The 16,013-nt window shown below is 72.3% G+C and carries 11 protein-coding genes and 1 pseudogene; 5 read left to right on the top strand and 7 right to left on the bottom strand.

What is annotated here, in order from left to right; all coding sequences use genetic code 11:
• Window positions 1-4: 4 nt before the first annotated feature.
• The 4 genes and pseudogenes from ACZZ9K_RS01955 to ACZZ9K_RS01940 all read left to right on the top strand — a co-directional run bounded on the left by ACZZ9K_RS01955 (window position 5) and on the right by ACZZ9K_RS01940 (window position 6,402).
• Window positions 5-1,554: pseudogene (locus tag ACZZ9K_RS01955) on the top strand (DUF3375 family protein).
• The gene (locus ACZZ9K_RS01950; protein ID WP_418515222.1) at window positions 1,551-2,333 is read left to right on the top strand and encodes a DUF4194 domain-containing protein; all 783 of its coding nucleotides are present in this window, start codon (window positions 1,551-1,553) and stop codon (window positions 2,331-2,333) included. The pseudogene ACZZ9K_RS01955 and the gene ACZZ9K_RS01950 overlap by 4 nt, the downstream one beginning before the upstream one ends.
• On the top strand, window positions 2,330-5,698 hold the full coding sequence (locus tag ACZZ9K_RS01945) for an ATP-binding protein (RefSeq protein ID WP_176708782.1): 3,369 nt from the start codon (window positions 2,330-2,332) through the stop codon (window positions 5,696-5,698). The genes ACZZ9K_RS01950 and ACZZ9K_RS01945 overlap by 4 nt, the downstream gene beginning before the upstream one ends.
• A gap of 416 nt (window positions 5,699-6,114) precedes the next feature.
• On the top strand, window positions 6,115-6,402 hold the full coding sequence (locus ACZZ9K_RS01940) for a hypothetical protein (protein ID WP_139178754.1): 288 nt from the start codon (window positions 6,115-6,117) through the stop codon (window positions 6,400-6,402).
• Window positions 6,403-6,568: 166 nt separating this feature from the next.
• Here ACZZ9K_RS01940 and ACZZ9K_RS01935 read toward each other — a convergent pair whose 3' ends face one another.
• Window positions 6,569-8,035 carry a peptide MFS transporter gene (locus ACZZ9K_RS01935; RefSeq protein ID WP_173033752.1) on the bottom strand — a complete coding sequence of 489 codons (1,467 nt, stop codon included), beginning with the start codon at window positions 8,033-8,035 and terminating at the stop codon, window positions 6,569-6,571.
• A 198-nt stretch (window positions 8,036-8,233) separates the two neighbouring features.
• Between ACZZ9K_RS01935 and ACZZ9K_RS01930 the strand changes: the two genes are divergently transcribed.
• Window positions 8,234-10,372, top strand: a complete 2,139-nt coding sequence (locus ACZZ9K_RS01930) for an acyl-CoA dehydrogenase family protein (RefSeq protein WP_463443201.1) — start codon at window positions 8,234-8,236, stop codon at window positions 10,370-10,372.
• Window positions 10,373-10,485: 113 nt separating this feature from the next.
• On the opposite strand, the gene csrA is transcribed toward ACZZ9K_RS01930, so the two are convergent.
• From csrA to ACZZ9K_RS01900, 6 genes are read right to left on the bottom strand one after another with little or no spacing between them, the layout of a single operon-like run.
• Window positions 10,486-10,764, bottom strand: a complete 279-nt coding sequence (gene csrA, locus ACZZ9K_RS01925; RefSeq protein ID WP_027465544.1) for a carbon storage regulator CsrA — start codon at window positions 10,762-10,764, stop codon at window positions 10,486-10,488.
• 4 nt (window positions 10,765-10,768) lie between these two features.
• Window positions 10,769-11,752 (bottom strand): hypothetical protein, encoded by a 984-nt coding sequence (locus tag ACZZ9K_RS01920; protein WP_463443200.1) that lies wholly within the window; start codon window positions 11,750-11,752, stop codon window positions 10,769-10,771.
• Window positions 11,727-13,781 carry a flagellar biosynthesis protein FlhA gene (locus tag ACZZ9K_RS01915; RefSeq protein WP_111022852.1) on the bottom strand — a complete coding sequence of 685 codons (2,055 nt, stop codon included), beginning with the start codon at window positions 13,779-13,781 and terminating at the stop codon, window positions 11,727-11,729. Before ACZZ9K_RS01915 ends, ACZZ9K_RS01920 begins: the two co-directional genes overlap by 26 nt.
• On the bottom strand, window positions 13,778-14,971 hold the full coding sequence (locus tag ACZZ9K_RS01910; protein WP_035808276.1) for an EscU/YscU/HrcU family type III secretion system export apparatus switch protein: 1,194 nt from the start codon (window positions 14,969-14,971) through the stop codon (window positions 13,778-13,780). The genes ACZZ9K_RS01915 and ACZZ9K_RS01910 overlap by 4 nt, the downstream gene beginning before the upstream one ends.
• Before the next feature lie 4 nt (window positions 14,972-14,975).
• Entirely contained in the window at window positions 14,976-15,734 is a 759-nt protein-coding gene (locus ACZZ9K_RS01905; protein WP_138803281.1) for a flagellar biosynthetic protein FliR, read from the bottom strand.
• Entirely contained in the window at window positions 15,734-16,009 is a 276-nt protein-coding gene (locus tag ACZZ9K_RS01900) for a flagellar biosynthetic protein FliQ (protein WP_027465541.1), read from the bottom strand. Before ACZZ9K_RS01900 ends, ACZZ9K_RS01905 begins: the two co-directional genes overlap by 1 nt.
• Window positions 16,010-16,013 lie beyond the last annotated feature (4 nt).

Raw genomic sequence — 16,013 nt, 5'->3', positions numbered from 1 at the left:
GCGCATGACCGACGTCGACCTCGAGTTCGCCCGGGTCCGAGCGGTCCTCGACCGTCCGACCCTGCGGCTCATGTCCCGGCCGACCAGCGCCACGGTCCTCGCCGTGTTCCGCACGGTCTTCGACCGCGACGTGCAGTACGTCCCCGCCGACCGCATGCACCTGCAGGTCGAGGAGCACGTCGCGCGCCTGCAGGCCGCGGGTGCCCGCGTACCCGCCAGCGACCAGGTGGTGCCGGCAGCCGGCGAGCCGACCGACGGCGAGCAGGAAGCCCGCCCGAACGGCCGCGCGCTGTGCCGCGAGTGGGTCGGGGCCCAGTGGCTCGTCCGCTCGAACTCCCCGACGGCGACGAGCAGTACTCCCTGACGAGCCACGCCCTCGAGGCGCTGAGCCTCGTCGACGCCCTGTCGGCCGACCGCGCCCTGATCAGCGAGAGCCGGCTGGCGATGATCGTGGACGCGGTGCACCGGTGGGCGGCCCGCGCCGAACCCGACCCCGACGTGCAGATCCGCCGGATCGACGCCCAGATCGCCGAGCTGCAGGCCGAGCGGGAGCGCCTGGAGCACGGCGACGACGTCGTGTCCGTCGACGACGACCGGATGCGCGACGGGTACATGAACATCTCCGACCTGATCCGGCAGCTGCCGAGCGACTTCAAGCGCGTGGAAGAAGCGGTCGCGACGATGCACCGCTCGATCGTCGAGGACTTCCGGCAAGAGGTCCGCCCGATCGGCGAGATCCTCGACGACTACCTGGCGCGCACGGACAACCTGATGGAAGCGACACCCGAGGGCCGTGCCTTCGAGGGTGCCTTCGAGCTCCTCCGCGACGACGCCCTGCTCCTGCGGCTCCGCGACGACATCGCGACGATCCTGGCGCACCCGTTCGCGCAGGGCCTCGGAGCCGGCGAGCGTCGGGCCTTCCGCAACACCGTGACGATCCTGCGCCAGGGCATCGAGGACGTCCTCGCCCAGCGCCGTCAGCTCACCGCCACGCTCCGCGACCAGATCGTCGCCCACGACGTGGTGCGCGACCGCGAGCTCGACGCGGTGCTCCGCTCGATCAACCGCGGCCTCGCCACCCTGATGGACCAGGGCGGTGCACGCGACCGGATCCCGCTGCCGCTCCTGCCGGCGGCGGCCGAGGTCGGCACGCTGCGCGAGCGCTTCTACGACCCGGACGCCGAGTCCGTGCCGCCGCCCATCGAGGAACCCGACGACGCCGTCTTCGAGGACCTCGACGTCGAGATGCTCCGCAAGCACGGTGGGCCGCTCCTGACCGAGCTGCGCGCGGCACTCCGCTTCGCCGAGGCCGACTCCAGCGTCGACGCGTTCCACGGGCTGCCGCCCGAGCAGCGCCGACCGGTCGAGCTCTTCGGCCTCGCGCATCTGCTGACGGGGCGCGACGACTTCGAGTCCGCCGCGCACGTCGCCGAGCACCGCACGGTCCGCCCCGACGGCACCGCGATCACCTTCCACATGCCCACCGCTGCGCTCGACGACGAGCACACTCCGGTCGGCGACGCACACGACGAGAACGCACAGGAGGCACGGTGAGCGACACGACGCCGGCACCGGTCGACGACACGGTCCCCTACGACGACCCCGCATCCGTGATGCAGGACGACGAGCGTGACGAGTCCAGCTTCGCCCTCTTCGAGGGCGACGAGGGCCGGCTCGACGAGCACCAGCGACGCGCCCTGGTCGCCCTGCTGCGGCACTCGTACGTCAGCTCCCGCACGCACCCCGACGAGTGGCGTGCGGTCCTCGACGCCGAGTACCAGCTGCGGTCCCGCCTGAACGACCTGTTCCTCGAGCTGCACGTCGACCGTGACCGCGAGGTCGCGTGGAAGCGCCAGGCCCGGTCGGAGAGCCAGCGCCGCACGTTCCCGACCCTGCTCCGCGACCTGCCGTACACCCGCGAGGAGACGATCGTCCTCGTCTACCTGCGGATGCGCCTGCGCGCCGACGCCCGACCGGGCCCGGACCAGGTCGTCGTCGACCGGTCCGAGATCCTCGGGCACGTGGCGGGCTTCCGTCCGGCGACCGCGACCGACCGCACCCGCGACGAGGGCCGCGTCGCCAAGGCGATCGAGCGTCTCGTGACCGCACGCATCCTGATCCGCACGTCCGACCCGGACCGCTTCCGGGTGGCGAGCGTCGTCGAGGTGCTGCTCCCCCTGGAGCGCCTGCTCGAACTGGACGCCTGGTTGCGGACCACCACCGCGCAGGGCGAGGCGACCGCCCCGGGTGGCGAGCCGACCGACGGGGACGACCCGGGCCTCCCGGCAGACGGCGAAGCCGACACCGACGACGAAGGCGAGACGGAAGCGTGACCGACACGTTCGAGATCCCGGCGCTCTTCGACACGGTCGCGCAGTGGCGCGCCGAGTCGATGCAGGTCGTCAACTGGGGCGGGTTCCACGGCCACCGGCAGGTCGAGCTGTCCGGCACGGCGACGCTCATCTCCGGCGCCTCGGGCACGGGCAAGTCCACGCTGATGGACGCCTACCTGGCCGTGATGATGCCGTCCGACGTGCCGTTCAACGGCGCCTCCAACGACGCCACCACCGGCCGCGCCCGCAGCGCCGACCAGCGCAACCTGCTCACGTACCTGCGCGGCAAGGTCGACACCCGGCGCGACCCGGAGACCGGCAGCCTGCGCGACGTGAACCTGCGCGGCGACGACCAGACCACCTGGGGCGCGGCGGCGGTCACGTTCCGGAACGACGACGAGCGGCGCTTCACGGTGCTGCGTGCGTACATCGTGCCGAAGCGCGCCCGCGGGGTCGGCGACATCCAGATGACCATGGCGACGGTCGACGACACCTTCGACCTGCGCCGGCTCGAGGAGTTCGTGCCGTCGCGGTTCCACCACCTCGAGCTGACCGGCCGCGTGCCGGGGCTCGTCATCCGCGACACCTACCAGGAGCTCGCGTACACGCTGCAGACCCGGCTGGGCATCGGTGACTCCGGCGGCGGCAACCGCGCGATGCGTCTGCTCGCCCGGATCCAGGCCGGCCAGCACCTGCCGACCGTCGACGCGCTGTACAAGTCGCTCGTGCTCGAGACCCCCGGCACGTACGAGGCGGCCGACCGGGCCCTCGCACACTTCTCCGCCCTCGACGAGGCGTACGAGGCGATGGACACCGAGGAGCGCAAGGTCCGCATCCTCTCCCCCATCACCGACCTGCACGACGAGATCTCGCGCGCGACCGAAGCCGCAGCGGCCCTGGACGGCATCGCGACCGGCGCCGAGGTGTCGCCGTTCGCGCACTGGACGGCCTCGCGGAAGCGCGACCTGCTCGACGCCGAGGTCTCGCGCAACGCCCGGGAGCGCACGGCATCGCGCGCCGAGGTCGCCGCGGCCGAGGCCCGGCACGCCGCCGTCGAGATCGAGCTGCGCGACGCCGAGGCCCGGCTCCGCGACCAGGGCGGCAACGCGCTCGCCCAGCTCGAGGACCGCATCGAACGGCTCACCCGTGAGCGCGACGCCGTGGTCCGCACCCGCGCCACCTTCGACGAGCGCACCGCGGTGCTCGGCACGACCGTCGCGACCGAGGCCGACTTCACCGCCGCGCAGCGCAGCTCGCACGAGTTCCTCGGGTCGTACACCGACGCGCGCACCGCCCTCGACGAGCGCCGCGACGCGCTGACCCGCGAGGAGTACCCGCTCCTCGACCGCGAACGGTCCCTGCGGCAGGAGCGCCAGTCGCTCGAGCACCGGCAGGGCGCCATGCCGCTGCCGATGCACGAGGCCCGGCTCGCGATGGCCCGCGCCGCCGGCATCGACCCGGCCGAACTGCCCTTCGTGGCGGAACTGCTCGACGTGCTGCCCGGCGAGGAGCGCTGGCGCACGGCCATCGAGTCCGTCCTGGCCCCCGTCGCCCGCACGCTGCTCGTCGACCAGGACCGCCTCGGCGACTTCAGCGAGGCGATCGACGCACTGCGCCTGCCCGTCCGCGTGCAGTTCGAGGGTGTGCCGACCGGCCCGCACCTGGACCTCGACGGCGACCCGGCGATGGTGTCCGGCAAGCTCGCCATCAAGCCGTCGCCGTTCAGCACCTGGGTGCGCGAGCGGATCGAGTCCGACCGCACCGACGCCCGCTGTGTCGCCTCAGCCTCGGACCTCGGCGGTGGTGGCCGCCGGGTCACCGAGTCCGGGCAGCTGCGCGACGGCCGTCGTGGCGCGCACGGTGACCGCCGCCAGTCGAACGTCATCGGCTTCACGAACGAGGCCCGCGTCGCCGCGGTCGAGCAGGAGCTCGCCTCGATCGCGCAGGACCTCGCCACGCTCGAGGCCCGCCGCACCGACGTCGCGCAGGACCTCACCGCGCTCGACGTGCTCCGCGCCGCGCACCAGCACGTGGTCGACGCCACGTGGGCCGCGATCGACGTCGACGGGCTGGGGACGTCCCTCGCCCGGCTCGACGAGGAACGGCAGGCGCTGCTCGCCGCCGACGACGGCCTCCGGACGCTCCGGGCCTCGGTCGCCCGGCTCCGGAAGTCCCTCGACGAGGCTGCCGACCGTCGCTCCGCCGCACGGCTGTCGGTCCAGCGGCTCGAGGAGCGCCACGCGGTGCTCGTCGACGGCCAGGACGCCGCCGCCGAGATCCTGGAGCGCTTCGAGTCCTCGCCCGGTTCGCTGCCGGACGACCAGCAGGCCCGCCTGCTCGAGGAGACCTTCGAGGAGATCGGCGCCCCGGACGGCGTCGACGGGTTCGACGACGCCACGCGACGGCTGAAGCGCCGGCTCGAGGAGCGGCTCACGCAGGCGCTCGACGGTGCCGCGGCAGCCTCGACCTCGTTGACGCTGACGTTCCAGCGGTACCAGGATGCCTGGCCCGACCCGAACCTCGGCACCGGCGTCGCGTCGTACCCGGACTACCACGCGATCCTCGACCAGATCGTGGCGACCGGCCTGCACGCGCGTCGGAGCGAGTGGCGTCGCCGCCTGTCGCAGTGGAGCGGCGAGGACCTCGTCCCGCTCGCCGGCGCCTTCGACCGCGCCGTCGTCGAGATCGAGGAGCGCCTCGAACCGGTCAACGAGATCCTGCGGGAGCTGCCGTTCGGCGCGAACCGGGACCGCCTGAAGATCCAGATCCGCCGGGTCACCCGCGAGGACGTCACCGCCTTCCGCCGCGAGCTCCGCGCCCTGTCGGCCTCGGTCGACACCGAGCTGACCGACGACGTGCTGGAGACCCGGTTCCGACGGCTCCGGCGCTTCATGGCGGTCATCCGGCCCGACCCGGACGCCGCCCGGGGCCGCACCACCCAGCGCGACGCGGTGCTCGACGTCCGCCGGCACATGGAGATCACGGCCGTCCGGTACGACACCGACGGCAACGACCTCGGCGTGTACTCGTCACTCGGCGACAAGTCCGGTGGCGAGACGCAGGAGCTCGTGGCGTTCATCGTCGGCGCCGCGCTGCGCTACCAGCTCGGCGACGAGACCCGTCCGCGACCCCGGTTCGCGCCGGTGTTCCTCGACGAGGCGTTCATCAAGGCGGACTCGGAGTTCGCCGGCCGTGCGGTCACCGCGTGGCTCCGGCTCGGGTTCCAGCTCGTCGTGAGTGCGCCGCTCGACAAGGTCACGGCGCTCGAACCGTCGATGGAGCGGCTCCTGTCGATGCGCAAGCACCCCGAGACGGGCCACTCGTCCATCACCGAGATCGCCCGGGTGGAGCCGGCCGCCGTCTGACGCGGGCCGGGGTGAGTGGTCGCGTGTGTCGGCTGGTCAAGACACCCCGCTCAGGTTCGCCGAGCGGTCACGAACCGTCGCCTGGAGGCCGCGCCGACGACAGTTCGTGACCACTCAACGCGGAGTCGGCGGGGTGTCCTGACCACCCGGGCCGCGCTCTGGACGCGACCCACGACGGCCTGGAGGCGCGGTGCGGGCCCGCCACGGGCCTCCCGGCCGTCGTCCCGCCGGTCGCAACACCCCGCTCACCTCCGCCGAGCGGTCACGAACCGTCGCCTGGCGGCGCCGCAGCCGACAGTTCGTGACCACTCGGCGCCAGCACGACGGGGTGTCCCGACCACCCGGCGGCCGGGCCGTCAGCGTGTCGGCAGGTGCCGCACAGACGTTCCATGACCACGCGCCGCTACGGTGATGGCGTGTTCGGACGCCGCCGCTCCCCCAGTCCCCGCCCCGACGACGCTCCCGGTCTCGGCATCGGTGCCCTCGTGCAGGTCATCGACACCGATCGGGGTGGCGAACAGTGGGCCGACGAGCCGATCGGGGTGATCGTTGCTCCCGGCGGGAGTCAGATCGGCGGGACACAGCGCACGTGGACCGTCGCGTTCGAGGAGCCCGTGTACACGAAGGACGGCCGCGGCCCCTTCGAGCGCGCGACCGTCCTGAGTCGTCAGCTGGTGCCGGTCACGACCGACAGCGGCGAGTAGTCCGGGTCAGGGACTCAGTACTCCTCGGAGCCGCTCTTCATCATGGCCGCGACGGCCATGCAGCACCCGACGCCACCGAGGACGCCGACGCCGATGATGATCCCTGCGATGAGTTCGAGCATGGGTGGTGACTCCTTGGTTGCGTCGGCGTGCGGCTCCGCTCAGGTTACCGGATGCCGCGCATGAGCCGCAGCACCGGCTTGGCCAGGAGCAGCAGGACCACGCCCACCACGACGGCGACCAGACCGAGGATCGTGAAGTACGGGGCCTCGTTCGCCGGGTCGTAGTAGCGGGACAGCACCCCGGTGACGGCGGTGCCGAGCGACACCGACAGGAAGAACAACGCGACCATCTGCGTCTGGAACTTCGGCGGTGCGAGCTTCGTGGCGACGGACTGGCCGACGGGCGAGAGCAGCAGCTCCGCGAGCGTGAAGACGAGCAGGATGCCGACGAGCGCCAGCAGCGGTGTGCCGTTCTCGCCCGAGCCGGTGAACGGCAGGAAGAGCAGGAACGCGAGCCCCATGATCCCGGTGCCGAGGGCGAACTTCGTCGGGGTGGACGGCTGGCGGTCGCCGAGCTTGGTCCACAGCGCCGCGAAGACGCCGGACAGCACGATGATGAAGACCGGGTTGATCGACTGCACCCACGACACCGGCATCTCCCAGCCGAACAGCGAGCGGTCGAGGCGCTCGTCGGAGTAGACCGTCACGACGGTGAACTGCTGCTGGTAGAGCGACCAGAACACGGCGCTGCCGATGAACAGCGGGATGAACGCGAAGACCCGCGACCGCTCGTCACGGGTGATGCCGCTCGACAGGATCACGACGAAGTAGCCGATGGTGGCGAGCACGACGACCGCCACCACGACGGTGGGCAGGTTGCCGACGTTGAGCAGACCGGTCAGCACGGCGACGACGATGACGACGAGCGCGACGACGACGCCGGCACCGATGAGCGGCAGGCGGCGGCGGTCGACGGGGTTCGCCACGTGGCGGACGACCTCGGGCAGCTTCCCCCGCCTGATCGCGTACTGCACCAGGCCCGCCGCCATGCCGACCGCGGCCAGGCCGAAGCCCCAGTGGAAGCCGAGCGAGCTCTGCAGCAGCCCGGTGAGCAGCGGTCCGAAGAACGCCCCGAGGTTCACGCCGAGGTAGTAGAGCGAGAAGCCGGCGTCGCGGCGCGGGTCCTCGCGGCTGTAGAGGCCACCGACGATCGTGGTGGCGGTGGCCTTGAGCCCGCCGGAGCCGAGCGCGATGAGCACGAGGCCGACCCCGACTCCGGCCACCCCGGGGATGAGCGCGAGGGCGATGTGCCCGAGCATCACGACGATCGCGCTGCCGAACAGGGTCCGGTCCGCGCCGATGAGCCGGTCGGCGATCCACGCCCCGATGATCGTGAACAGGTAGACCGCGCCGCCGTAGGCACCCATGATGCCGGTGGCGATGCCCTTGTCGATCCCCAGGCCGCCCTGCGTGACCGTGTAGTACATGTAGATGAGGACGATGCCCTGCATCCCGTAGAACGAGAACCGCTCCCAGAGCTCCACGGCGAACGGTGTCGAGAGCTCGAACGGTTGCCCGAAGAAGGTGCGTCCGGGACGGCCTTCGCGGTCCGCGGGGGTGGTACGTGACATGGCGGCCAGTCTGCCCCTGGCCGGGTGGGCACGCCCAATCGTCGAACACGGCTCATGTATTTGGAGGGTTCCCACGACCTCGTGACGGCACCGACGACACGGGGTTGTGCGGCCCGCACGGCGTTCCCGCCACTGTCGGCACCGGTGTCTAGCGTGGACGGTGCAACACGGACACCGCAGTTCAGGAGGACTCCGCCCATGGTCGACACCGCACCCGCCCAGCGCACCACCCCCGCCAGCGGCAACGACACCGCGCCGGACGTCGACGCGCAGCACGCCGCGCCGAACGCCGACGCCGCCGGCGACCCGGCAGCGGGCACCCCGACCGCCGGCACGGACACCGACGTCCGCATCGACGTCGAGCTGGTGCAGGAGCTCCTGCTCGGACGCTGGGCCGAGGACCGCCGGATCTCCCGGCGTCTCGCGCTCGACCCCGCGATGCAGAAGATCGAGGGCCAGCCGATCCCCGAGCACCGGGCACGCGTGCTCGAGCAGCTCCGGACCCTGGTCGACGCCGGGGCGATCCAGCGCCCCTACCCCGCCGAGTTCGGCGGCCAGAGCAACCACGGCGGCAACCTGGCCGCGTTCGAGGAGCTCGTCACCGCCGACCCGTCGATGCAGATCAAGGCCGGGGTGCAGTGGGGACTGTTCGGGTCCGCCGTGCACCACCTGGGCACCGAGGCGAACCACCGCGAGTTCCTGCCGGGCATCGTCTCGTTCGAGGTCCCCGGCTGCTTCGCGATGACCGAGACCGGCCACGGCTCGGACGTGCAGAGCATCGCCACGACGGCCACGTACGACCCCGCGACCGAGGAGTTCGAGATCCACACGCCGTTCCGCGGTGCGTGGAAGGACTACATCGGCAACGCTGCCCTGCACGGACACGCCGCCGTCGTGTTCGCGAAGCTCGTGACCGCCGGTGTCGACCACGGCGTGCACGCGTTCTACGTCCCGCTCCGCGACGCCGAGGGGGCGTTCCTGCCCGGCGTCAGCGGCGAGGACGACGGCCCCAAGGGCGGCCTGAACGGCATCGACAACGGCCGGCTCGCGTTCGACCACGTCCGGGTCCCCCGCACCAACCTGCTGAACCGTTACGGCGACGTCGCCGCGGACGGCACCTACTCGTCGCCGATCGCCTCGCCCGGCCGCCGGTTCTTCACGATGCTCGGCACCCTGGTGCAGGGCCGGGTGTCGCTCGACGGCGCCGCGGTCGTCGCGCAGAAGATCGCGCTGCAGATCGCCCTGACCTACGCGATGCAGCGCCGGCAGTTCCCCACCGGTGACGGCACCGAGGGCGTGCTGCTCGACTACGGCCGGCACCAGCGCCGTCTCGTCCCGCGCCTGGCGACGGTGTTCGCGCAGTCGTTCGCGCACGAGAAGCTCCTGCGCACCTTCGACGACGTCTTCAGCGGGCGCGAGGACACCCCGGAGCGCCGCGAGGACCTGGAGACCCAGGCCGCGGCGTTCAAGTCGATGTCGACCTGGTCGGCGCTCGACACCCTGCAGGAGGCCCGCGAGGCCTGCGGCGGTGCCGGGTTCCTCGCCGAGAACCGTCTGACCGGGCTCCGCGCCGACCTCGACGTCTACGTGACGTTCGAGGGCGACAACACCGTGCTGCTGCAGCTCGTCGGCAAGCGCCTGCTCACCGAGTTCCGGGCGAAGGCCCCGAAGGACCCGGCGTCCACCGCGAAGTTCGTGGCGGCCGTCGCGGCGTCGAAGCTGGCCGACGCGTCCGGCATCCGCCGCCTCGGTCAGACCGTGGCGGACCGCGGGTCCCTGGCTGCCAGCGTCGCCGACCTGCAGGACCCCCGCACGCAGCGCGAGCTGCTCGCGGGTCGGGTCGACACCATGGTCGCCGAGATCGGCATGCGCCTGGCTTCTGCCGGCAAGGACCGAGCCCGCGCCGCCCGACTGCTGAACCGCTCGCAGCACGAGCTCATCGAGGCGTCGAAGGCGCACGCCGAGCTCATGCAGTGGGACGCCTTCACCGAGGCGCTCGACGAGGTCACCGAGGGCGACACCCGACGCGTGCTGGTGTGGCTGCGCGACCTGTTCGCGCTCGGTCTGCTCGAGCAGCACCTGGACTGGTACCTGCTGCACGGCCGGCTGTCGGCGCAGCGCGCCCGTGCGGTGTCGGCGTACATCGACCGGCTCGTCGCCCGGGTCCGGCCCATCGTGCCGCAGCTGATCGAGACCTTCGGCTACGAGCCCGGTCACGTCCGGGCGCCGATCGCGCTCGGTGCCGAGCAGGCCCGACAGGAGGAGGCACGCGCGTGGTTCGCCGCCGAGGCCGCCGCCGGTCGTCTGCCCGAACAGGAGAAGAAGCCCCGTCCGTGACGGACACGCGGCCGCGCCCGTCACGGACGTGCAGCCACGTCCGTGACGGGCGTGCAGCCACGTCCGTGACGGGCGTGCAGCCGCGCCCGTGACGGGCGTGGCCGTGTCGGCCGCTAGGAGTCGGTCGGCTCCGGCGGAGCCTGGCCGCCCGCGGCCGCCCCGCCGCGAGCCCCGAGCGCCGCGCGCAGCTGCGCCTCGGCGTCGTCACCGGCAGCGGCAGCCTCGGCGTTCGCCTCGGCGACCGCACGCACGACCTCTTCGCGCTGGATCTTCACGCCGCGCGGGGCGTCGATGCCGATCCGGACGCCGTCGCCCCGGGAGTCGAGCACCGTGATGACGATGTCGTCGCCGACGAGGATCCGCTCGCCGACCTTCCGCGTGAGTACCAGCACCAGTTCAGCCTAGCGACACGACGGGGAGCCCCAGCAGGTCCACCGACCCGGGCGTGGCGGTCTCCCCCGCACCGATCGCGACGACACCGACCACCGGCAACCGCGAGGCCACCGCGGACACCATCGCGGCCGAGTCCGCGGGCTTCCGCCCGACGTCGACCACGACCCACACCTGGTCGGCCTGCAGCGCGTCGCCGGTCGCCCGGTCGTCCCATGCGGCGACGGCGAGCACGGCGTGCCCGTCGCGGACGCCGTCGGCCCGCGCCAGGATCGCCGCACGGCGGTCGGCGGCGTCCGTCGGCCGGAGCGCGTGCCGCACCGCGAAGAGCCCGGCGGCGGCGTCGACGTCGTTCGGCCGCCCGACCAGGAGCACCAGGTCACCGTCCGCGGACCGCACGGCCGGGGCGGTGGACCGGGCCACCGCTGCCGGCGAGGGCGCGTCGGGGACGCGGGACGGGCCTCCCGACCGGGTCTCGACGACCGGCTGCGCGACGGCCATCGCCTGCGCGTCGACCACCGTCTGCGCGTCGACCACCGTCTGCGCGTCGACCGCGGCCTGGAGGCGCGGGTCGCCCCCGGTGGGCGCGTCCGGCTCGGACGGCGCGCGCGTCGGGCGCGGGGCGCTCGGCGTGATCCCGTCCGCCTGGAACCCGTCGAGCACCGACGCGAAGGCGTCGGCCCGCGTCGCCCTGGTGCCGTCGGTGCCGGCGATGCGGGCCTCGGCCGCCTCGGCGTCGGCGAGCAGCGCGGCGATGCCGACGCGCTGCGCGGGCGAGTCGGCGATGACGACCCGGGCAGTGGGCTGGTCCCCCGGTTCGGGCACCTCGACGGTGGCCTCGACGTGCGCCTTGCGGAACAGCCCGCCGAAGCCCGGCGTGGTCACGCGTTCGGCCGCCACGATCCGCGCACCCGCGCCGAACTCGTTCCGGACCGCGTCGCGGAGGGACTCGAGCGTGGCGCCGCTACGCTGCAATCGGGTCGGCGGCACGGACCACTCCCACGGTCTCGATGGTGGAGCCCGCGGCGGTGGCCTCCTGGTACGACAGCACCGGGAGCCCGTTCGACTGGGCGGCGACCATGCGGTGCACGGCCGGGCGGAGCTGCGGGGCGCAGACCAGGACGGCGGACAGCCCCTGGTCCTCCACGGAGCGGACGGCATCGCGGACGGAGCCCAGGACCTGCTCGATGCGGTGCGCGTCGAGCACGATCTGGCTGCCCTGCTCGGACGGCCGGAGCCCCTCGAGCATCGACTGCTCGAGCATCGGGTCGATCATGATGACGCGCAGGGTGCCGGCGTCGGTGTGCCGGGCGGCGAGGGCCGGGCCGAGGGCCGCACGGGCGGACTCGACGAGCCCCTCGGGGTCGGTCGACACCTTGGCGCGGAGCGTGAGGGCCTCGCAGATCCGGCCGAGGTCGTTGATCGGCACGCGCTCGGCGAGCAGGCCCTGCAGCACCCGCTGCAGCTCGGCCATCGAGAGCATGCCGGGGACGAGTTCCTCGACCGCGGCGGGGTTGACCTGCTTGACGCCCTCGGTCAGGACCTTGACGTCCTCGCGGGTGAGCAGGCGCGCGGCGTTGTCGCCGATGACCGCCTGCAGGTGGGTGACGAGCACGGAGACCCGGTCGATCACGGTCGCGCCGGTCATCTCGGCGGCGTGCCGCAGCTCGGCGGGCACCCACTTGCCGGTCAGGCCGAACACCGGCTCGACGGTCGAGGTGCCGGGCAGGCCGTCCAGGTGGTCGCCGAGCGCCAGGACGCTGCGGGCGGGCGCCGTGCCCCGACCGGCCTCGACGCCGGCGATCCGGATGGCGTACGTCGACGGCGGCAGGTCGATCGAGTCGCGGGTGCGGACCGGCGGGACGACGATCCCCATGTCGATCGCGATCTTGCGGCGGAGCGCACGCACCCGGCCGAGCAGGTCGTCGGAGGCGCCGGAGACCATGTCGACCAGGTCGGGGGCGAGCAGGATCTCGAGGGCGTGGACGCGCATCTGCTCGAGCAGGTCCTCCGGGGTGTCGCCGGTCGGCGCCGCCGCCGCGAGTGCCTGCTGCTGGGCGGCGTCGGCCTCGGCCCGGGCGGCGTTCCTGCCGATGCGCCAGCCCGTGAAGAGCAGGGTCGCACCGACGAGCAGGAAGGGCAGGATCGGCATGCCGGGGATGAACCCCATCGCGATCGCGGCGACCCCGGCGATCATGAGGGCGTTCCGCGACTGCGACAGCTGGGTCGCGGCCGAGGACCCCATCTCGGACTCCGCGCCGGACCGGGTGACGATCATGCCCGTCGACACCGCCATCAACAGCGCCGGGATCTGCGTGACCAGGCCGTCGCCGATCGTGAGGATGCCGTACTTCGACAGGGCGTCGGTGACGGACAGCCCGTTCTGCAGCATGCCGATCGCGATGCCACCGATCAGGTTGATGATGATGATGAGGATGCCGGCGATCGCATCGCCCTTGACGAACTTCGACGCACCGTCCATCGCGCCGTAGAAGTCGGCCTCGGCGGACACCGCGGCGCGGCGCTCCTTGGCTTCCTGGTCGGTGATCAGCCCGGCGTTCAGGTCGGCGTCGATCGCCATCTGCTTGCCCGGCATCGCGTCGAGGGTGAAGCGTGCCCCGACCTCGGCGACGCGCTCGGCACCCTTCGTCACCACGACGAACTGGATGACGATGAGGATCAGGAAGATGACCGCGCCGATGATGATCGACCCGGAGACGGCGACGTGGCCGAACGCCTGGATGACGTCGCCGGCGAAGCCCTCGCCGAGCACCAACCGGGTGGACGCGACGTTCAGGCCGAGCCGGAACAGCGTCGCGACGAGCAGCAGGGACGGGAACACCGAGAAGTCGAGCGGCTTCTTCACGAACAGCGTCGTGAGCAGGATCACCAGCGCCAGCAGGATGTTGATGATGATCAGGAAGTCGAGCAGGAACGACGGCACCGGCAGGATCAGCAGCAGGATGATGCCGACGATGAACACCGGGACGACGAGCTTCGGCAGGTCCTTGCGGTTCATGCGGGGAGTCCTTCGGTCTGGTTCTCTGCGGTGCGCGGTGTGCGGAGCCTGCGGGGGCGGAGGTCCCCGGTCAGGGTGGCGGGGTCGATGACGCTCGCGACCTCGTCCGGGGTGGTCGGCCGCGGAGGCGCGTGCGTGCCGGCCGCGGTGCCGCGCGCCTTGAGCGCCATCACGAAGGACAGGACGCGGGCCACGGGCGTGTACAGGTCGACGGGGATCTCGTGCCCGAGCTCGCACGTGGCGTGCAGTGCCCGGGTGAGCGGGACGTCGCGGACGATCGGCACCCGCTCTTCCTCGGCACGGGCGCGGATCACGTCGGCGACCGGGCCGGCCCCCTTCGCCACCACCCGGGGCGCGGACTTCCCCGGCTCGTACTTGATCGCGACGGCGTAGTGGGTCGGGTTCGTCATCACGACGTCCGCGGTGCCGATGGCCTGGATCATCCGGTTGCGGCTCATCGCGAGCTGACGGGAGCGGCGCTGCGACTTCACCAGCGGGTCGCCGTCGCTCCGCTTGTTCTCGTCCTTGACCTCGCGCTTGGTCATCATCGTGCGCTTCCGGTTGCGGCGGATCACCACGAACACGTCGAGGGCTGCGAGGACGAGCCCGGCGACGATCGCGGCGCGCAGCAGGGTGCCGGACCCGGCGGCGGCGGCCTCGAGCACGGCCGACAGCGGCAGGGAGCCGCTCGTCATCAGGACCGGCATGAGCCCCTGCACCGCGAACCAGAGGACGAGCCCGACGACGGCGGTCTTCAGCAGCGCCTTCGCGCCGTTCCAGAGCGCCTGGGTGCCGAACACGCGCTTCAGTCCGGCGATCGGATCGAAGTGGTCGGGCTGCGGCGTCATCTTGCGGAAGTGCACCCCGCCCTGGGTGACGGCGGCGGCGAGCACCGCGACCGCGACGACCGCGAGCATCGGGCCGAGGGTCGCACCCATCGAACCGAGGGCGTCGGCGAGCAGGGCCTGCACGGCACCGAGCTCGGGGTCCTCGATGACGCGCTGCACGGCGAGGAGCTGGTCCTGTCCGGCGGCCGCGGCGTTGCCGATCGCGGCCGGGATCATGAGCGCCGCGACGGCGATCCCGATCCACGCGCCGAGGTCCTGCGAGCGACCGATCTGGCCCTTCTCGTGGACCTCGCGCATCCGCTGCTGGGTTGCCTGTTCGGAACGTTCTCCGCTGTCGGACACGTCGTCACCCTCGTCCCGTGATCGCCTCGACGGCGTCGCCGGTCAGCGACGACACCACCGAGGGCAGCGCCATGAAGAGCGCGCCGGCGAACAGGACGGTCAGGCCGATCTTGATCGGGAAGCCCATCTGGAACGCGTTGAGCGCCGGTGCCACGCGGGTCAGCAGCCCGAGGCCGACGTCGGCCAGGAACAGCACGACGACGAGCGGACCGGCGATCTGCAGGGTGGCGAGGAACATCTGCGACATCGCGGTCACGAGCATCGACGCGAGCCCGTCCACCGCGAAGGTGCCGGTGAGCGGCACGGCGTCGAACGACCGCACCAGGCCGCCGACGATGAGCTGGTAGCCGCCCGAGGTGAAGAGCAGCGCGAGCGCGGTCATCTGGAACAGGCGCGTGAACTGGGCGCCGTTGACCTGGGACTGCGGGTCGAACGCCTGCGCGAGCGTGAACCCGCCGAACAGGTCGATGAGCGCACCCGCCGACTGCACGGCGGCGAACACCAGGAACACCAGGAACCCGAGGGACAGCCCGACGACGAGCTGGGTGAGCAGGGCGAGCAGGAACGGCCCCGTGTCGAGCTGCTCGTAGCCGACGGCGACGCGCGGGGCGACGCCGATGGCGAGCCCCAGCCCGAGGATCACCTTGACGGTGCCGGGGAACGCCCGGTACGAGAACGGCGGCGCGATGACGAAGAACGCGACGAGCCGGACGCCGGCGAGCATGGTCGCCTCCAGACGGTCGGCGTCGATGCTGAGCTCCATCAACCGGCCCCGAGCAGCTTCGGGATCATGTCGAAGGCGACGTGCGTGAACGCGATCATCTCCGAGATCATCCAGTTGCCGCAGACCACCAGGGCGATCGCGACGGCGACGGCCTTCGGCACGAACGAGAGCGTGACCTCCTGGATCTGCGTCACCGACTGGAACAGCGAGATCGCGAAGCCGACGACGAGCGAGGTGATGAGCACCGGGGCGGCGAGCTTGCCGGACACCAGGAGCGCCTGGAGGACGAGGTCGATGACGGCCTGCTGGTTCATGCGT

It is taken from the genome of Curtobacterium sp. AC268 (assembly GCF_979258745.1).
This window is presented reverse-complemented; position numbering and strand designations above follow the sequence as displayed.